The 15,974-nt window shown below is 53.5% G+C and carries 13 protein-coding genes and 1 pseudogene; 9 read left to right on the top strand and 5 right to left on the bottom strand.

The features are described 5' to 3' along the window. The first annotated feature begins 420 nt into the window (after positions 1 to 420). Positions 421 to 582 carry a lmo0937 family membrane protein gene (locus B1C80_RS28165; RefSeq protein WP_129601427.1) on the top strand — a complete coding sequence of 54 codons (162 nt, stop codon included), beginning with the start codon at positions 421 to 423 and terminating at the stop codon, positions 580 to 582. Between the two features lie 222 nt (positions 583 to 804). On the opposite strand, the gene B1C80_RS18560 is transcribed toward B1C80_RS28165, so the two are convergent. Next, a complete protein-coding gene (locus B1C80_RS18560) occupies positions 805 to 1,878 on the bottom strand; it encodes an endonuclease/exonuclease/phosphatase family protein (RefSeq protein WP_077922705.1) in 1,074 nt (357 codons plus the stop codon). Between the two features lie 215 nt (positions 1,879 to 2,093). On the opposite strand from B1C80_RS18560, the gene B1C80_RS18555 reads away from it, so the two are divergent. From B1C80_RS18555 to B1C80_RS18525, 7 genes and pseudogenes are all read left to right on the top strand, one after another. Beyond that, entirely contained in the window at positions 2,094 to 2,342 is a 249-nt protein-coding gene (locus tag B1C80_RS18555; protein WP_077922704.1) for a YtxH domain-containing protein, read from the top strand. Between the two features lie 32 nt (positions 2,343 to 2,374). Next, positions 2,375 to 2,743, top strand: coding sequence for a YtxH domain-containing protein (locus B1C80_RS18550; RefSeq protein WP_077922703.1), 369 nt, complete (start codon positions 2,375 to 2,377; stop codon positions 2,741 to 2,743). Positions 2,744 to 2,993: 250 nt separating this feature from the next. Further along, positions 2,994 to 4,334 (top strand): TolC family protein, encoded by a 1,341-nt coding sequence (locus B1C80_RS18545; protein WP_077922702.1) that lies wholly within the window; start codon positions 2,994 to 2,996, stop codon positions 4,332 to 4,334. A gap of 36 nt (positions 4,335 to 4,370) precedes the next feature. Continuing rightward, positions 4,371 to 5,618 (top strand): efflux RND transporter periplasmic adaptor subunit, encoded by a 1,248-nt coding sequence (locus B1C80_RS18540; protein ID WP_077922701.1) that lies wholly within the window; start codon positions 4,371 to 4,373, stop codon positions 5,616 to 5,618. Between the two features lie 42 nt (positions 5,619 to 5,660). Then, positions 5,661 to 8,793 (top strand): annotated as a pseudogene (locus tag B1C80_RS18535) (efflux RND transporter permease subunit). Between the two features lie 357 nt (positions 8,794 to 9,150). After that, positions 9,151 to 9,828, top strand: a complete 678-nt coding sequence (locus tag B1C80_RS18530; RefSeq protein WP_077922700.1) for a response regulator transcription factor — start codon at positions 9,151 to 9,153, stop codon at positions 9,826 to 9,828. 82 nt (positions 9,829 to 9,910) lie between these two features. Beyond that, positions 9,911 to 11,335, top strand: coding sequence for a cell wall metabolism sensor histidine kinase WalK (locus B1C80_RS18525; RefSeq protein WP_077922699.1), 1,425 nt, complete (start codon positions 9,911 to 9,913; stop codon positions 11,333 to 11,335). Here the strand turns inward: B1C80_RS18525 and B1C80_RS18520 are convergent. The 4 genes from B1C80_RS18520 to B1C80_RS18505 form a co-directional block, all read right to left on the bottom strand. Next, entirely contained in the window at positions 11,285 to 11,566 is a 282-nt protein-coding gene (locus tag B1C80_RS18520; RefSeq protein WP_077922698.1) for a hypothetical protein, read from the bottom strand. The genes B1C80_RS18525 and B1C80_RS18520 overlap by 51 nt on opposite strands. Before the next feature lie 54 nt (positions 11,567 to 11,620). Continuing rightward, positions 11,621 to 13,066 carry an NADP-dependent isocitrate dehydrogenase gene (locus tag B1C80_RS18515; RefSeq protein WP_077922866.1) on the bottom strand — a complete coding sequence of 482 codons (1,446 nt, stop codon included), beginning with the start codon at positions 13,064 to 13,066 and terminating at the stop codon, positions 11,621 to 11,623. Positions 13,067 to 13,426: 360 nt separating this feature from the next. Beyond that, positions 13,427 to 13,699, bottom strand: coding sequence for a hypothetical protein (locus B1C80_RS18510; protein ID WP_077922697.1), 273 nt, complete (start codon positions 13,697 to 13,699; stop codon positions 13,427 to 13,429). A 35-nt stretch (positions 13,700 to 13,734) separates the two neighbouring features. After that, positions 13,735 to 14,163 (bottom strand): hypothetical protein, encoded by a 429-nt coding sequence (locus tag B1C80_RS18505; RefSeq protein ID WP_139361683.1) that lies wholly within the window; start codon positions 14,161 to 14,163, stop codon positions 13,735 to 13,737. 217 nt (positions 14,164 to 14,380) lie between these two features. On the opposite strand from B1C80_RS18505, the gene B1C80_RS18500 reads away from it, so the two are divergent. After that, the gene (locus tag B1C80_RS18500) at positions 14,381 to 15,964 is read left to right on the top strand and encodes an NAD(P)/FAD-dependent oxidoreductase (protein ID WP_077922695.1); all 1,584 of its coding nucleotides are present in this window, start codon (positions 14,381 to 14,383) and stop codon (positions 15,962 to 15,964) included. Positions 15,965 to 15,974 lie beyond the last annotated feature (10 nt).

Below are 15,974 nucleotides of genomic sequence, written 5' to 3'. Positions count from 1 at the left end.
CGTAGCATTTTATGAACTTCTATGCTACTCTTTATATAAAATTTAGTGCCGAAACGATAGCACGCCCATTAATTTCATTCAATTTCTGCGTTAATGGCTGATTAACAAGCCTATTACCTGCAGCAACTTATTCTTTCAGGTAATACTACTTATAACATATGAGGTAACGCACTGTGGCAATGTGCGCTTATTTTCCCCGATTGTTCTACAGATGTGTATTTTTTTCCACACTTCTTCGGTAGACATTATTATACTCATTTGACCTTGTTAGCGGCTAAGTTTACTACCTAGTAACTCATTTTCAAGCATGTAGGCCATTTCGGCTCTACTTTATGCTGCGAACGGGCGGTGCTGGCACAGAATTTTCTAGAGGGAATAACAAGTGCGAGATATTAATTTCTGATTTACTCACGAAACGTTATGGGAAACCTTCTTTATACAATTGCCGTAGTCCTGATCATTATCTGGCTACTTGGCTTTATCGGATTCGGCAGCTTTGGTCTGGGCAATCTGATCCACGTTTTGCTGGTAATTGCAATCATTGCAATTGTTCTGCGCCTGATTCAGGGACGAGGGGTGTGAAGATTTGGTTTCCTTAAAAATATACCGACCTGGTAGCCAGCTACGGGTTGGGGTCACAGAATTCCTAATACGTTGAAACGTTTAGGTTTAGGTGGTTTCATTTTAGGTTAAGTACAAGTTACGGTGGGTACGGAATCCCTGCGCCAAGTTGAGCGCAGGGATTTTTTTTATCCCTGCCCGAGCAATCCACGCTACCTAATCTCGGCATGATCAATGACCAGATTAGGTAGCGCGGTCAATGATGTCACGTGCTTCTTTCAGGTCATCGCCCTCAGGTTTCGGTTCTTCGGTAGCTGTGGCCGGATCAGGCTGGTACGTAAGCGATACCAGGATGGGAAAATGGTCGGACCCACAGTTGGGTAGCCGGCGCAACTGCTTGAGCCGGAAATGATGCGAGACGAAAACGTGATCGAGCGGCCAGCGCAGAAAAAAGTAATGCGCATGAAACGTACTATACAGACCCCGCCCTACCCGCGGGTCCAGCAGCCCGCTGACGCGCTGAAACAGCCGGGTCGTATGTGACCAGGCCACGTCGTTCAGATCGCCGGCTACGACGATTGGCCCTGTATGCTTACGACATTCTTTACCCACCAGCAGCAGCTCCGCATCCCGCTCGGTAGACCGGTAGTGTTCCGTAGGGCTGGGAGGCATGGGATGAACACCGTAGAAATGCACCTGCTGACCCGACGGGAGCTCCAGCTGCACGTACATGGACGGAATATCGTCCTGAATCAGAAACCGGATTTGCGGGTTATGCAGCGGCAGCCGTGAATACAGCAACATACCATACGTATTCTCGAGGGGACACAGCAGCCGATGCGGGTAGTTCTGTTCAATAGCCTCCAGCTGCTGGCGCCAGGCTTCGTTGGTTTCCAGTAACAGCACGACATCAGGCTGGTGTTTCTCGATCAATCGCTTTACATCTGGTACGTGCGTGTTTTCCATAAACACGTTCGCCGTCAGCAGCCGCAGCGTATTTTCTTCCACCTGGCTCCCCCCGCCCTTACGCCTTACCGCCCTGACCTGCTTTTTAGCGAGGGGCGTATATGGCCGAATCAGCCAGCCCTGGTAAATGCTGGCGGCCAGCAGACCCACTGGGGCAATGGTCAGAGGCCACTGGGTCGACTGATCGGCCAGCAGCCAGGCAACCAGACCCAGCACCGTGAGGGCTGTAAGCTGCAGGTGAGGAAAGTCCCAGATACGAACCCACCAGTAGTCGAGCCGGATGAGGTGGATGAATGAAGCCAGCACCAAAAAACCGGTGTAGACAAGCAGGACGAGTGTAGTGGTGGTCATGGTTCTCTAACTGGCAAGTATGGGGGTGTTGTTTTCCAAATTGCGTAAATCGTGGACGCCCTTGTAGAAAATACTCCTCAAACACCCTACCGTATACTCAACGACGGTAGTTATTTAATATACTGTCAGTGAGCTATTTACTATATTTACGGCAATGTGGTACAAAATTTTCTAGTGATTTAGCGTATTTGTTTCATTCACTAAAGATACAGCCAATGAAATCGTTACCCGGAATACTGATAGGCCTCGCGGTTGGTGCTGTAGTAGGCATTCTGCTGGCGCCGGAGAGTGGCAAGAATACTCGTCGGAAAATCTCTTCTGAGTCAGATTCGTTCTTCAAGGATTTGCAGGATCAGCTTCAGTCTGGCTTAGACAGTATCAAAGAGCAGTACAACGATTACGTTGACTCCGCTTCGTCTAAAACGCAGGACCTGGTCGCTCAGGCAAAACGGAAAGCGAAGTAATCATCTACCAATCACCTAAAACAAATAAAGCAATGAGAAGTACACGTGATTTTTTAACAGGCATCATTACTGGCGTAGTTATCGGTATCCTCACAGCGCCCCGCAGCGGTAAAGAAACCCGCGAGAAACTGACCGAAGAAGCCAACAAACGCAGTGGCGATCTGAAAGACCAGTGGGAAAAAGGCGTAGCTCAGGTAAAAGAAGGCTACGAACAGGCTAAGACGCAGGTAAACCAGTATGCCGATAAAGCCAAAGATCAACTGAACCAGTACAAAGGTCAGGCTGAGGCAGAATACAACAAGGAGAAAGTAAAAAGCCAGTACAACGACAAAGTGGATGAACTGGCCGACGATGCTCAGTCTGGTATCGAGAATACAAAAGACTCTTTCAAGGTGAACTAATATCACCTTCCTGATTTACTCAACGTTATTGAAAAAGCGGCCTGCCGGGAAATTCCCGGCAGGCCGCTTGCTTTATAGCCTCTGGCTATCAGAACCGGGCGCTGGGAACCAGATCGGTCGCAGCCATAGCCCGACATGACAAATGCGGCCCCCAGCGGGTCACATTATTTAACAGCCTTTTAATTTTTGTTTAAGAGGGCCTTAATACAGCCCCGTGACATTTGCTACGAAACACACCAGCACTAACGCTATGTTTTGTAGATCATCCCTATATGTCCGGCTTCGGGCGCGCAAACAGTGGCTAGCTTGCTGGCTGGTGTTTGCAGCCAGCAGCATCCACGTTCTCGTGGCGCAGACGATCGTCCCTCCTCAACTCCCCGCTTCTGATACAGTACAACTCACGTTGCAACAGGCCGACGATCAGTTTAGGGCCCATAATCTGAGCCTGCTGGCTGCCCAGCTGGGGATTCCCGAAAACAAGGCGTATGAGTTACAGGCTCAGCTGCGGGTAAATCCGTCGGTCTACGTCGAGACGATGCCGTACAACCAGCTGACGCATGAAGCACTACCCTTCGGCAAAGCAAACTCCCAGCAGGTAATCCAGGTTCAGCAGCTGATCAGGCTGGCCGGGAAACGGAATAAGCAGCTGGCTCTGGCCAAAACCGGTACCGACCTGGCTGCTGACCGTTTTTATGACCTCCTCCGTACGTTAACCTATCAGCTGCATACCAGTTTCCTTGATCTGTACTACGGTCAGCAATTACTGGCTGTATACGATGAAGAAATCGCCACCCTGCAGCAAACGGTTCAGCTCTACCAGCAGCAGTTCGACAAAGGGAACGTTCCGCTCAAGGACCTGACCCGCCTGAAAGCCTACCTCTTCAACCTGACCACCGAACGTCAGCAGCGTCTCCGCCAGGTTACTGACTCTCAGTCTGACCTGGCTATTCTGGTAAACATCAAACCGGCTACCGTGATCCGCCCGGTGGTATCAACCGACTCGGTGAGCCAGTTCAACGTATCGCAGCTGAATCTGGACACCCTGTATCAGCTGGCAGAGCATTATCGCTACGACGCGAAAAGTTACCGCGATCTGGCCAGGCAGGAGCAGCAGAACCTGGCCCTTCAGAAAGCGCTGGCCGTACCGGACCTGACCCTACAGGGTACGTATGACCGAAACGCTGGCTACATTCCCAACTACGTTGGCGTAGGTGTGGGTATCTCACTGCCCGTCCTGAACCGAAACCAGGGAAATATTCAGGCCGCTCAGATCCGGACGCAAAGCAGCCAGTACCTGTCGAACGCCTACCGGGCCCAGGTCGACGGCGAGGTACAGCGGGCCTACGACAAAGCCAGACAGACCGAGCAGCTCTATCGCACCTTCGACAACCAGTTTACCGGCGACTTTGGCAGGCTGATCAACGGCGTGACGATCAACTACCGCAAGCAGAATATTGACGTCGTTGAGTTTCTCGACTTCTTCGATTCGTACAAAAACACCCAGATCCAGGTTACGCAGCTCCAGAACGACCGCATGCAAAGCCTCGAGGAACTGGACTACGCCATCGGCACCAATCCGTTTCGGCATTGACTGAACACACAGGAATAGGTAAGACAGACATTCGATATGAAACGACACCCCACTATTCTTCCCTGTAGCCGACCGCTACGCCTGTCTGACCGGCTCGGCGTAACAGCCGATCCCAAATCGGCCATGGCTACCCGTTTTTCGTTTGGCCTGATTGTACGGCTAGCTCATCAGACGAACCGGATACCTGGCTCCAAAGGCCTGGCGAGTCTGGCGGGTCTCCTGCTCATAGGCGCCCTCAGCAGCTGTGGTCATTCCGATTCGCCGGCCCAAGCCACCTCCGTTACCCCCAAAACCAATCTGCTGGCCAGCGCCACCTTCGATACCGCCCAGCTCGAAACCACCCGGAACGAACTTAACCTGACCGGTAAGGTTACGGTCAATCAGGATCAGGTCGTCAAAGTATTCCCACTGGTTGGTGGTCACGTTGACGCGATCAAAGCAGATCTGGGCGATTTTGTCCGAAAAGGTCAAACCCTGGCCGTGATCCGATCCGGCGACCTGGCCGACCTGGAGCAGCAGGGCGTTACGGCTCGTGGCCAGTTATCAGTGGCGCAGAAAAACCTGCAGGTAACCGAAGATATGGCGCAGGCCGGCCTCAGCTCCCAGCGCGAACTCGTGGCCAGCCAGCAACAGCTTCAGGCCGCCAGGGGCGAGGTAAACCGGGTAGCCGAACGACGGCATATTCTGGGTGGCAATGGGTCAGTATACGTCGTGAAAGCGCCCATGAGCGGGTTTATCGTCGAAAAAACAGCATCACCCGGCCTGGAAATTCGGTCCGATGACCCCGAGAACCTGTTCACCATTTCGAACCTCGACCACGTCTGGGTACTGGCCAACGTCTACGAATCCGATCTGGCTAACGTGCACGAAGGAGACAGGGCAACGATTACGACCCTCTCCTATCCTGACAAAGTGTTTCGGGGGCGAATCGACAAGATTTTCAACATGCTCGACCCGGAGAGCAAAACGATGAAAATCCGGGTCACGCTCGATAACCAGCCGACAGGCCCGAACCCTTATCCGCTTAAACCCGAGATGTTTGCCAACGTAAACGTTACCTATGCCGGTCATGACCAGCGGGTAGCTATTCCGGCAAGCGCCGTGGTGTTCGACAAAAACCGCAATTTCGTAGTGGCCGTCAACCGGCATAATCAGCCCATCGTGCGCGAAATTTCGATTTACAAAACCATCGGGTCAACCACTTACCTGTCGGGTGGCCTGGCCGTAGGCGATCGGGTAGTCACTACCAATCAACTCCTGATTTACAGCGCACTGGGCAATTAACCCAGCCTTTCTTTTGGCCTCCCACCTCTTAGCCCACTGGCTATGAATACGTTCATTCGATCCATCCTGTCGTTCTCGCTGAAAAACAGATTCTTTGTTTTTTTCCTGACGGCCCTGGCGGTGATAGCGGGTATCATCAGCTATCAGAATACGCCCATCGAGGCTTTCCCCGACGTTACCAATACGCAGATTACCCTCATTACTCAATGGCCCGGCCGCTCGGCCGAAGAGGTCGAGAAATTCGTAACCATTCCGATCGAGATTGGGCTCAACCCGGTTCAGAAACGCACCGATATCCGCTCGACTTCTCTTTTCGGCTTATCGGTTGTCAAGATCATGTTCGACGACGGAGCCGATGATGCCTTTGCGCGCCAGCAGGTCAACAACCTGCTCGGTAGCGTCGACCTGCCCGAAGGCGTCCGCCCCGACGTACAGCCTCCCTACGGCCCCACCGGTGAGATTTTCCGGTACACGCTCCAGTCACCCACCCGCACCGCCCGCGAGCTAAAAACCATTCAGGACTGGGTCATTGACCGGCAGCTGAAGGGCGTGCCGGGCGTAGCCGATGTGGTCAGCTTTGGGGGCGAGGTAAAAACCTACGAAATATCGGTCGACCCGCGTCGGCTGATCGATTATCACATTACCCCTCTCGAGCTGTATCAGGCCGTGGCCAACTCGAACGTCAACGTTGGTGGAGATGTCATCGAAAAAAACGCCGAAGCCTACGTGGTTCGGGGTATTGGTCTGTTGCGAAACCAGGATGATATCCAAAACATTGCCATCAAAAACGTCAACGGAACCCCTATCACCGTACGAAACGTAGCGCAGGTATCGGAGTCGGCCCTCCCCCGCCTGGGTCAGGCCGGACGCGACAAACGCGACGATGTGGTAGAGTGTATCGTGGTCATGCGCAAGGGCGAGAACCCCAGCGAAGTCATTGACCGGGTAAAAGCCAAAATCAACGAGCTCAACACCAGCATCCTGCCTTCCGACGTACAAATCAACACGTTTTACAACCGGGAGTCGCTCATTCATTTTGCCACCCATACCGTTACGCACAACCTGCTCGAAGGCATTGTATTCGTTACGGTCATTGTCTTCCTGTTTATGGCCGACTGGCGCACTACGATTACCGTTTCTATCGTCATTCCGCTGGCGCTGCTGTTTGCGTTTGTGTGTCTGCGGCTAAAGGGTATGTCGGCCAATCTGCTGTCGATGGGCGCCATCGACTTCGGTATCATCGTCGACGGAGCGGTGGTCATGGTCGAGGGTATTTTTGTTACCCTGGATCAGCTGGCCCATGAGCAGGGCATGGCGCGCTTCAACCGCCTGGCCAAACTCGGCGTGCTTCGCAAAACGGGCACCGAGATGGGAAAAGCTATCTTCTTTTCCAAGCTCATTATCATCACCTGTCTGCTCCCCATCTTTTCGTTTCAGAAAGTAGAAGGTAAACTGTTCAGCCCGCTGGCCTGGACCCTGGGCTTTGCGCTGCTCGGCGCGCTCTTTTTCACCCTGACCCTGGTGCCGGTGCTGACCAGCCTGCTGCTGAAGAAAAACGTTCGTGAGAAGCACAACCCGTTCGTCAATCTTGTCACCCGTTATGCCACCCAGGCGTTCGGCTTCACCTTTGCGCACAAGAAGCTGAGCCTACTGGTTACCGCTTTTGTGGTTGTGATCGGTTTGTCGGGTTTCAGCCTGCTGGGTACTGAGTTTCTGCCCGAGCTGAACGAAGGGTCCATCTACGTGCGGGCCACCATGCCCATGAGTATTTCGCTGCCGGAGTCGGTGAAGCAAAGTATTCAGATGCGGCATGTATTCGAGCAGTTTCCGGAAGTGAAAGGGGTGATTTCGCAGACCGGCCGACCCAACGACGGAACCGACCCCACCGGCTTTTACAACATCGAGTTTCTGGTCGATATCTACCCGCAGGATGAATGGAAAAGCGGGCTGACCAAAGAAGAATTAATTGATAAGATGCAGGAAAAACTGCGCGTTTTTCCGGGCGTTAATTTCGGTTTTTCGCAGCCAATTATGGACAACGTAGAAGATTATGGACAACGTAGAAGAGGCTGTTTCGGGCGTGAAAGGCTCAATTGCCGTTAAAATATTCGGTCCGGATCAGACCATCCTGGAACGTAAGTCGCAGGAGGTGCAGCAACGGCTGGCCACCGTTCAGGGCATTGAAGACCTGGGAGTGATTCGGACAACTGGGCAGCCCGAAATGCGGGTCGAGCTGGATGAACGTAAACTGGCCCTCTACGGGGTCGACAAAGCCGAGGCTGAAGCTGTCATTGAGATGGCTATTGGTGGGAAAGCAGCTACCCAGATCTATGAGGGCGAGCGGAAGTTCGATCTGCGCATCCGGTACGACCGACCGTTCCGCTCCAACGAACAGGAAATTGGGCGGCTTATGGTACCGACCCAATCCGGCTCGGGCGCGTCGACGGCCATGATTCCTATCCAGGAACTTGGGAAGGTAACGACCCAGACAGGGCCCGTCCTTATCTTCAGAGAAGGGGGCCAGCGGTACGGCGCCGTTAAATTCTCGGTGCGCGGACGCGACATGGGCAGCGCCGTTGCCGAGGCCCGTCAGAAAGTAGCCGCCTACGTATCATTACCAGCCGGTTATACGATTAAATGGGCGGGCGATTTTGAGAACCAGCAGCGGGCTACGAACCGGCTGGAGCAGGTAGTACCGATTAGCCTGCTGGGTATCTTCCTGATCCTGTTTGTGTTGTTCGGCAACGGGAAAGACGCCGGACTGGTGTTGGTCAACGTACCGTTTGCGGTTATCGGTGGTATTGCAGCGCTGCTCGTGACGCATGTCAATTTCAGCATATCGGCCGGTATCGGCTTCATTGCCTTGTTTGGCATCTGTATTCAGAACGGCGTCATTTTGATCACCGTCTTCAAGAAGAACCTCCGAAACAACCTGTCGCTGAATACCTCTATCCGGGAGGGGGTTATTTCCCGGATACGACCCGTCGTGATGACGGCCATGATGGCAGGCATTGGTCTGATCCCAGCGGCCGTATCGCACGGAATCGGTTCAGAAACGGCTCGACCGCTCGCTATCGTCGTTATTGGCGGGCTTATTTCGGCTACCCTGCTAACGCTGTTCGTTTTTCCGCTGATTTTTTATGCCTTCTACCGGCGTCAGTTTCAGCCTTTATAGGATCCGAAATCAAAAGTTACTACGCTAGATAATTTTAACCGCTGTAGTAGCGTTTACTAGTTAAATCGCAACGTAGTTGAGGGCATTACGCAGAATCAAAATGTCCAAACCGATCTTGCGCTACGAAGAAATTTGCTTACTTTAGCATAACAATCCTTTACAAAGGGAAGGTTGAACATCAAGACGTGGTGACCATCGGTTACCTGTCTTGAAATGGTGTGGATAGAAGCGGAAAGCCGCCCCGATTTTCGGAGCGGCTTTTTTGTTTCTGGGGGTATTCGTTTTTTTGCACTCGTCACCTCAAAATAAAACCGTTTGCCATTTTTAAATAACAAAATAGGTGCGTATGTTGCCGATATGAAGATTCTGATGGTTGAGGACGAGCCAAAGTTGGCCTCGTTCGTAAAAAAAGGACTGGAAGAGCAATCCTGTGAGGTAGACATTGCCTACGACGGACAAGTAGGTCGAAATATGGCCCTGAACAATACGTATGACGTTATTGTAATGGATGTTAACCTGCCCAAAATGAATGGGTATGACGTTGTTCAGGCCCTGCGGCAGGAGCAGGTCAGGACGCCGGTTCTGATGCTGACTGCCATGAGTTCGGTAGATGATAAATTGACGGGCTTCGAGTCCGGGGCCGACGACTACCTGGTCAAGCCGTTCGAATTTCGGGAACTGATGGCTCGCCTGCGCGCCCTGACCAAACGGGCTACCGATCCCGGCACCCAATCAAACGTGTTGAAAGTAGGTGATCTGGAGCTGGACCTGAACGAGAAGGTAGCACGCCGGGGCAACAAACGTATCGAACTGACGGCTAAGGAATTTGGCCTGCTCGATTACCTGATGCGGAACCGGGGCCGGGTGGTTTCCAGAGTCGATATTGCCGAGAAAGTCTGGGATATCCATTTCGATACCGGCACGAATGTAATCGACGTTTACGTTAACTTTTTACGCAAAAAAGTCGATAAAGACTTCCCCCATAAGTTAATTCATACTGTAATTGGTATGGGCTACATGCTCAAAGAGGAGTAACAGAGGAGAACCAGGGTAGGAAAGCCGCACCAGTCTACTCACCAGTTCTTTCGCTACTTCCCCCTGCCCCGCCTTTATTCCCATGAATATACGGACTCGCCTAACACTGCTTTTCGTGCTTCTGGTCGCGTTAATCATGCTGCTGTTTACGGGGTCAGTCTATTATTTCTACGATCAGTTTCGACAACAGGAGTTTCAGCAGCGACTCGAGGAACGCGCATTTACTACCATACAGTTACGGGAAGATGTTGGCGAAATTCCCCGTACAGATCTGTCGTTCATGATTGATGAGCAGATCACTATTTACAACGACCAGGGTCTGGTTCTATACAGCAAAGGCACCCAGCGCCCCCGCTTTCCGGTTTCACCCGGCCTCCTGCGCCGGATTACGACCCGACAACCCCAGTACCTCCGACAGGGCGATATAGAAGCCGTTGGCGTACGGTCGCAGAATAGCCGGGGTCAGTCGTTCGTTATTTTTGTCTCGGCCAATGATCGCTACGGCTTTAGCAAACTCGACCGATTACGCGATTTGCTGGTGGTGGGGTGGCTGCTCAGCCTGATCATCGCCGGCATTGCCGGTTATCTGTTTGCGACCGATGCGCTCCGACCCGTTGCTGAGCTTATTGCCCAGGTCAACTCCATCTCTGCCACCAACATTCATGAGCGGCTCCGTGTTGGTCGTCAGCGAGATGAGCTGGCTGCGCTGGCCCGCACCTTCAACGCCCTCCTGAGTCGCCTTGAAGTAGCCTTCGTTACCCAGAAAAGTTTTGTTTCACATGCGTCGCACGAACTCCGGACTCCATTGACGGTCATGATGGGCCAGATTGAGGTGACCCGGCTGCAACCCCGAACCACACCGGATTATGAAGCCGCGCTGGACGGTTTGCTCGACGAGGTGCAGAACATGATCCGGCTGGTCAATGGCCTCCTTGAACTGGCTCAGGCCAACGCCGATGCGGTTATGTTGCGTTACCAGCCCGTCCGGATCGATGAGCTATTGTGGCAGGCCCAGAGCCAGATGACCCAGAAAAAGCCTTCCTATCAGATCGACATCGACTTCGAAAACCTGCCCGATCAGGAAGAAGACCTGGTGATCATGGGCGAGGAGTCGCTGCTACAGACGGCGCTTCAGAACCTGCTCGAAAACGGATGCAAGTATTCAACCGACGAGCAGGTATCGGTACGAATTGCTTTCGAGCCGGGCGAAATTCACCTGACCATCAGTGATCATGGACAGGGAATTCCACCCGGCGACATTCAACATATCTTCGAGCCGTTTTTCCGCTCTGAGAACGTACTGACCATCCGTGGGCACGGCATTGGACTAGCCCTAACCCGACGCATCATTGACCTCCATCAGGGTCGGATCGAGGTAGAGTCTGCCTTGAATAAGGGGACTACCTTCCGGATCAGTTTACCGACTCAGACCAACGCGGCCCTGCGCCAATCGGCACTACACCTGACGAACGAAACGCATTCGGATAACTCCCTCGATATCCACTGACCCCTCAGGCCCGGCGGTTGTCTTGATAAGCCGGATTGTTTCGCGCAGGTCGGTTTCTATTTCGCGGATGCGGACCTCCAGGGCCTTGATGTCCTCTTCGGCATAATCGTGCCAGGCAATCCGACGCATGTGGTGCTGTATTTTGGCCTGAGCCAGTTCACTGATCAATAACTCGGCCTCATTGCTACTGAATCGGCCGTTAATAAGCTGAAAATCGTGTTGATCTGTCATGATAGTGTCTGTCTATAGGGGTACCTGGGTATTTAATTAGCAGCCAGATGCTGGCTATGCTCCCTGTCCGGCCGAGAAAACGGGTTGCCCATCGAAGGTGCAGAGGTTCTCGGTTTTGATGATCTCGAAACCAGCCTCCGTGATGGATTGCTGCAGCGCCAGAATGTCCTGATACGACGACGGATCCAGAGCCTCCGATTTAAAACGACACCGCCAGTGGTCCGTACAGAACGTCTCCGCAAACCCATCCGGCCATACTTTAACCCCCCGGTTGGTGATCATCGACAGGCTCATAGCGCCCGCTTTATGTGTTTTGAGGGCCTGACCGAGTTTGTTCGGATCCCGATCCGTATGGCGAAGGAAGATATCGACGCCCACCGTTTCGATCGCTACAGGTGCCTGGGGTTTCGGCGTCACGTTGAAACTCACGTTTTTAGCCTGCGCGTAACTAACCGGGGTTAGCTGCTGGGGTTTTTGGCCCAACCGGGCAATAACAGCCTGCGCAAATTCGCGGGTACCTACTTTTTCGGTACTGACACCGGCGTCGAAGATATCGTAGGTATGAATGCCATCTTCCAGCGTTTTGAGCCAGGCGTTATGTACGCGCTCAGCCGCTTCGTTCTGGCCAATATGAACCAGCATCATGATCGAGCCGAGTAACAGCCCCGATGGGTTGGCCAGGTTCTGACCCGCCCGACGGGGAGCCGATCCGTGTATGGCTTCGAACATGGCCACTTCCTGCCCAATGTTCGCGCTACCGGCCAGACCGACCGAGCCCGCAATCTGGGCAGCCACGTCTGATAGTATATCCCCGTAGAGATTCGGCATGACAATCACGTCGAATACTTCCGGTGTGTCGGCCAGTTTAGCGGCTCCGATGTCAACGATCCAGTGTTCGTTTTCCAGCTCCGGATACTCGGCCGCTACTTCGTCAAAAACCTTATGGAACAGGCCATCGGTCTGCTTCATGATGTTGTCTTTGCTGAAGCAGGTCACCTTCTTACGCCCGTAAGCGCGGGCATACTCAAACGCATAACGAATGATTTTTTCAGTGCCGGGCCGTGAGATGAGCTTCAGACACTGCACCACTTCCTGCGTTTGCTGGTGTTCGATGCCCGCGTACAGATCTTCTTCGTTTTCCCGCACAATAACCACATCCATAGCCGGATGCTTGGTGCTGACAAAGGGGGAATAGGCCACACAGGGCCGAACATTGGCAAACAGACCGAGCACTTTACGCGTCGTTACGTTCAGGCTCTTGAAGCCTCCGCCCTGGGGTGTTGTAATCGGTGCTTTCAAAAAAACCTTCGTGCGCCGAAGCGACTCCCAAGCCTCAGGAGCTATACCAGCGGAGTTGCCGCTGAGATACACTTTCTCGCCAATCTCAATCGTCTCGATATCGAGTTGAGCACCGCCAGCCTGTAAGATATCGAGGGTAGCCTGCATGATTTCGGGACCAATACCGTCCCCGTAAGCAACTGTGATAGGTGTTTTTTCCATGTGCGTATAAATTACCGCACAAAGGAAAGCAAAAATAACCAATATGATAGTAATACTATCAATAATATTTGTTTAGCTAATCTCGCTTGGCACAGAATGTCTGCTTATAGCACCTAGTGCCCTCTTGCCAAGCTAGCCGCCAGTCAGCTGATTCGTCTCACTGGCTCAACGAAAAAGGCTTCTGCTATTTACAGAAGCCTTTTTCGTTAGGTATATGGCCTATCGCAAGAGAATTAACAGCTTTGCTTATCGTCAGGTGCGCTCAATTTCTCTGCTGCTGTTACAACTTGGTAAGGAAGCGGGTCCTTCTCTCAGTCTTCCGAGAGGTTGTTGTATACCGTTTCGCATCAGGCCATGGAACTAGCGATTCCCGCTTTTAGTAGTCGGATTCTTTACCCGGCCTCCGTTCTCCGTAGAGCCTTGCACGGGCTGCTTGCCCGATTTGGGTTTGGGCTTCTGCGGCCGATCGGGTTTCTGACCGTTAAACTTTTCAGCCGCAACCCGCTCTTTCTCCGCGTCAGGAACCCGGGCCGCTGCGCTGTTGTATTTGTTACCGCTTTTTACACTTTCCCGCTGGGCGTTGACCAGCGTTGGCAGGGCGGCTAAGACGGCTATGATCAGGAGTTGTTTCATGTCGATTCCGTGATTGATGGCCCTATAAAACCGTTTTACTGGTCTTTCTTCGGGTCTTTATTAGGCTTCAGGTTTACCAGATTCTCTTTTTTAGTGCGGGCTTTGGTCGACGTACCACCCGTCATGGTGCTGCTACGCGCATCCGTCGTGGTTGTTGTAGGGCCGTTGGCCGATGTAACGGTTGCCGCGCTGTTCTGCTCCAGGGTGTTATTTAGCCCCGATGTTGCTGTCGCCCCGTTGCTGGTGTTCGTACTGGCCGAATTGGGCGGGGTCGAGTTGGCGGAGCCATTGGTAGCTGCTCCAGTGGTTACGCTGCCCGCGCTGTTCTGCTCGAGCGTATTGCCGGTGCCGACATTGGTTGTTGTTCCCGATGATTGGGTAGCGGTAGAATTAGTGCGCTGCTGGGCCAGAGCCGTCCCGGTCATTAGCCAGGCGCAGGCGAAGGTGGCAAGTATCTGTTTCATACGTTGAGTCGATCGTGTTGACGTATATAACTCTACTAATTTACAGTAGTTTAAAAAAGTGCGCGAATGCCCTGCCTGGCCGCTTCTTACGGCCAGGGTTGTATAAGTAATTTACCGGTAACGAACCCAAACAAAATGGCCCCTGTTATCCGTCAACAGCCTTTTTTGTGCGTAGTTTTGTCAATTCCTGCCGGATAAACACCGGCCTTCTCATCGTATGATTCATCAGCTTTCGCTAACGCTCGATCCGGAACAGGCTTTCGACGATCAACTTTTTCAGGAGCAGGCATTTCGGGCGCTTCGACTTCCTGCCGATGTACCTGCCCATGTGCGCAAACGCCGGCAATCGGTCGATGCCCGCGGCCGGCAGGTTCGGGTTCACGTCGACGCCGAGGTGTACATCGGTGTGACTCCTCCTCCCCTGATTCAGTACCAGAAGCCCCAACACGACGTTAGCCAGGCACCCCAGGCTATTGTGGTCGGGGCCGGACCAGCCGGCTTGTTCGCTGCGCTACGCCTGATTGAGCTGGGTATAAAACCCATCGTGCTGGAACGGGGCAGCGACGTACGCGCCCGCCGTCGGGATCTGGCGGCTATCAACAAAGACCATATCGTCAACCCCGAGTCGAACTATTGTTTTGGCGAAGGCGGTGCCGGTACGTATTCCGATGGCAAACTATACACCCGCTCAACCAAACGGGGCGATGTTCGGCGGATACTCGAAATATTTGTCGCGCACGGCGCAACGGATCAGATATTGGTCGATGCGCATCCGCACATTGGTACCAACAAACTACCCAACGTGGTGGCCGATCTGCGCGAAACCATTCTCCGCGCCGGGGGCGAGGTCCGCTTCGACACCAAAGTAACGGATCTCATGCTGAGCGGGGGCGAGTTGCGTGGCGTGGTGACCGCCGACGGACAGGACCTCCACGGCATCGGGGTTATTCTGGCAACGGGGCATTCGGCCCGGGATATCTTTTACCTGTTGCAGCAGCGTGACGTCCGGATCGAAGCCAAACCATTTGCCATGGGCGTGCGGATTGAACACCAGCAGTCGCTGATCGACCAGTTCCAGTACCACCGGCCCGAGCGGGGCGACTACCTGCCGGCAGCATCGTACAGCCTGGTTACCCAGACGCGCTATGGCGGGGTAGAACGGGGCGTTTTTTCGTTTTGTATGTGTCCGGGTGGATTTATCGTACCGGCCGCCACAGCCCCCGGCGAGTTGGTCGTCAACGGCATGTCTCCCTCGCGCCGGGACTCGAAATATGCCAATTCGGGCTTAGTCGTCGCAATCACCGAAGCCGATCTGAAGCCCTACGACGACGAAGGACCGCTGGCCGGGCTAGCCCTGCAGCAGGAACTCGAACGCTGGGCCTGCCGGATGGGTAGCCGGTCGGAAGGAGTACCATCGCAAACCGCACCGGCTCAGCGGGTGGCCGACTTCGTAGATGGGCACGTGTCCGACATGCTGCTACCGACGAGTTACCAGCCCGGCCTGGCTTCGGTCGATATGGCAGACGTGCTGCCCGATCATATTGCGCAGCCCCTTCGGCAGGGACTACGCGATTTTGGCCGGAAAATGCGCGGCTATCTGAGTAACAACGGGCAGGTTATTGGTGTTGAAAGTCGTACATCGTCGCCCGTACGGATTCCCCGTGATCGCGACTCCTGCGAGCACGTCGATGTCCGGCGCCTGTTTCCGTGTGGCGAAGGCGCTGGCTACGCAGGCGGTATCGTTTCGGCCGCTATGGATGGCGAACGGTGTGCGGAGCAGTTAGTAAAGCTATATAAATAGGGTTACGGAC

It is taken from the genome of Spirosoma sp. 209 (genome assembly GCF_002006735.1).
Lineage (GTDB): Bacteria > Bacteroidota > Bacteroidia > Cytophagales > Spirosomataceae > Spirosoma > Spirosoma sordidisoli.
The sequence above is the reverse complement of the archived record's forward strand: the minus strand, read 5'-3'. Positions and strand labels throughout refer to the sequence as shown.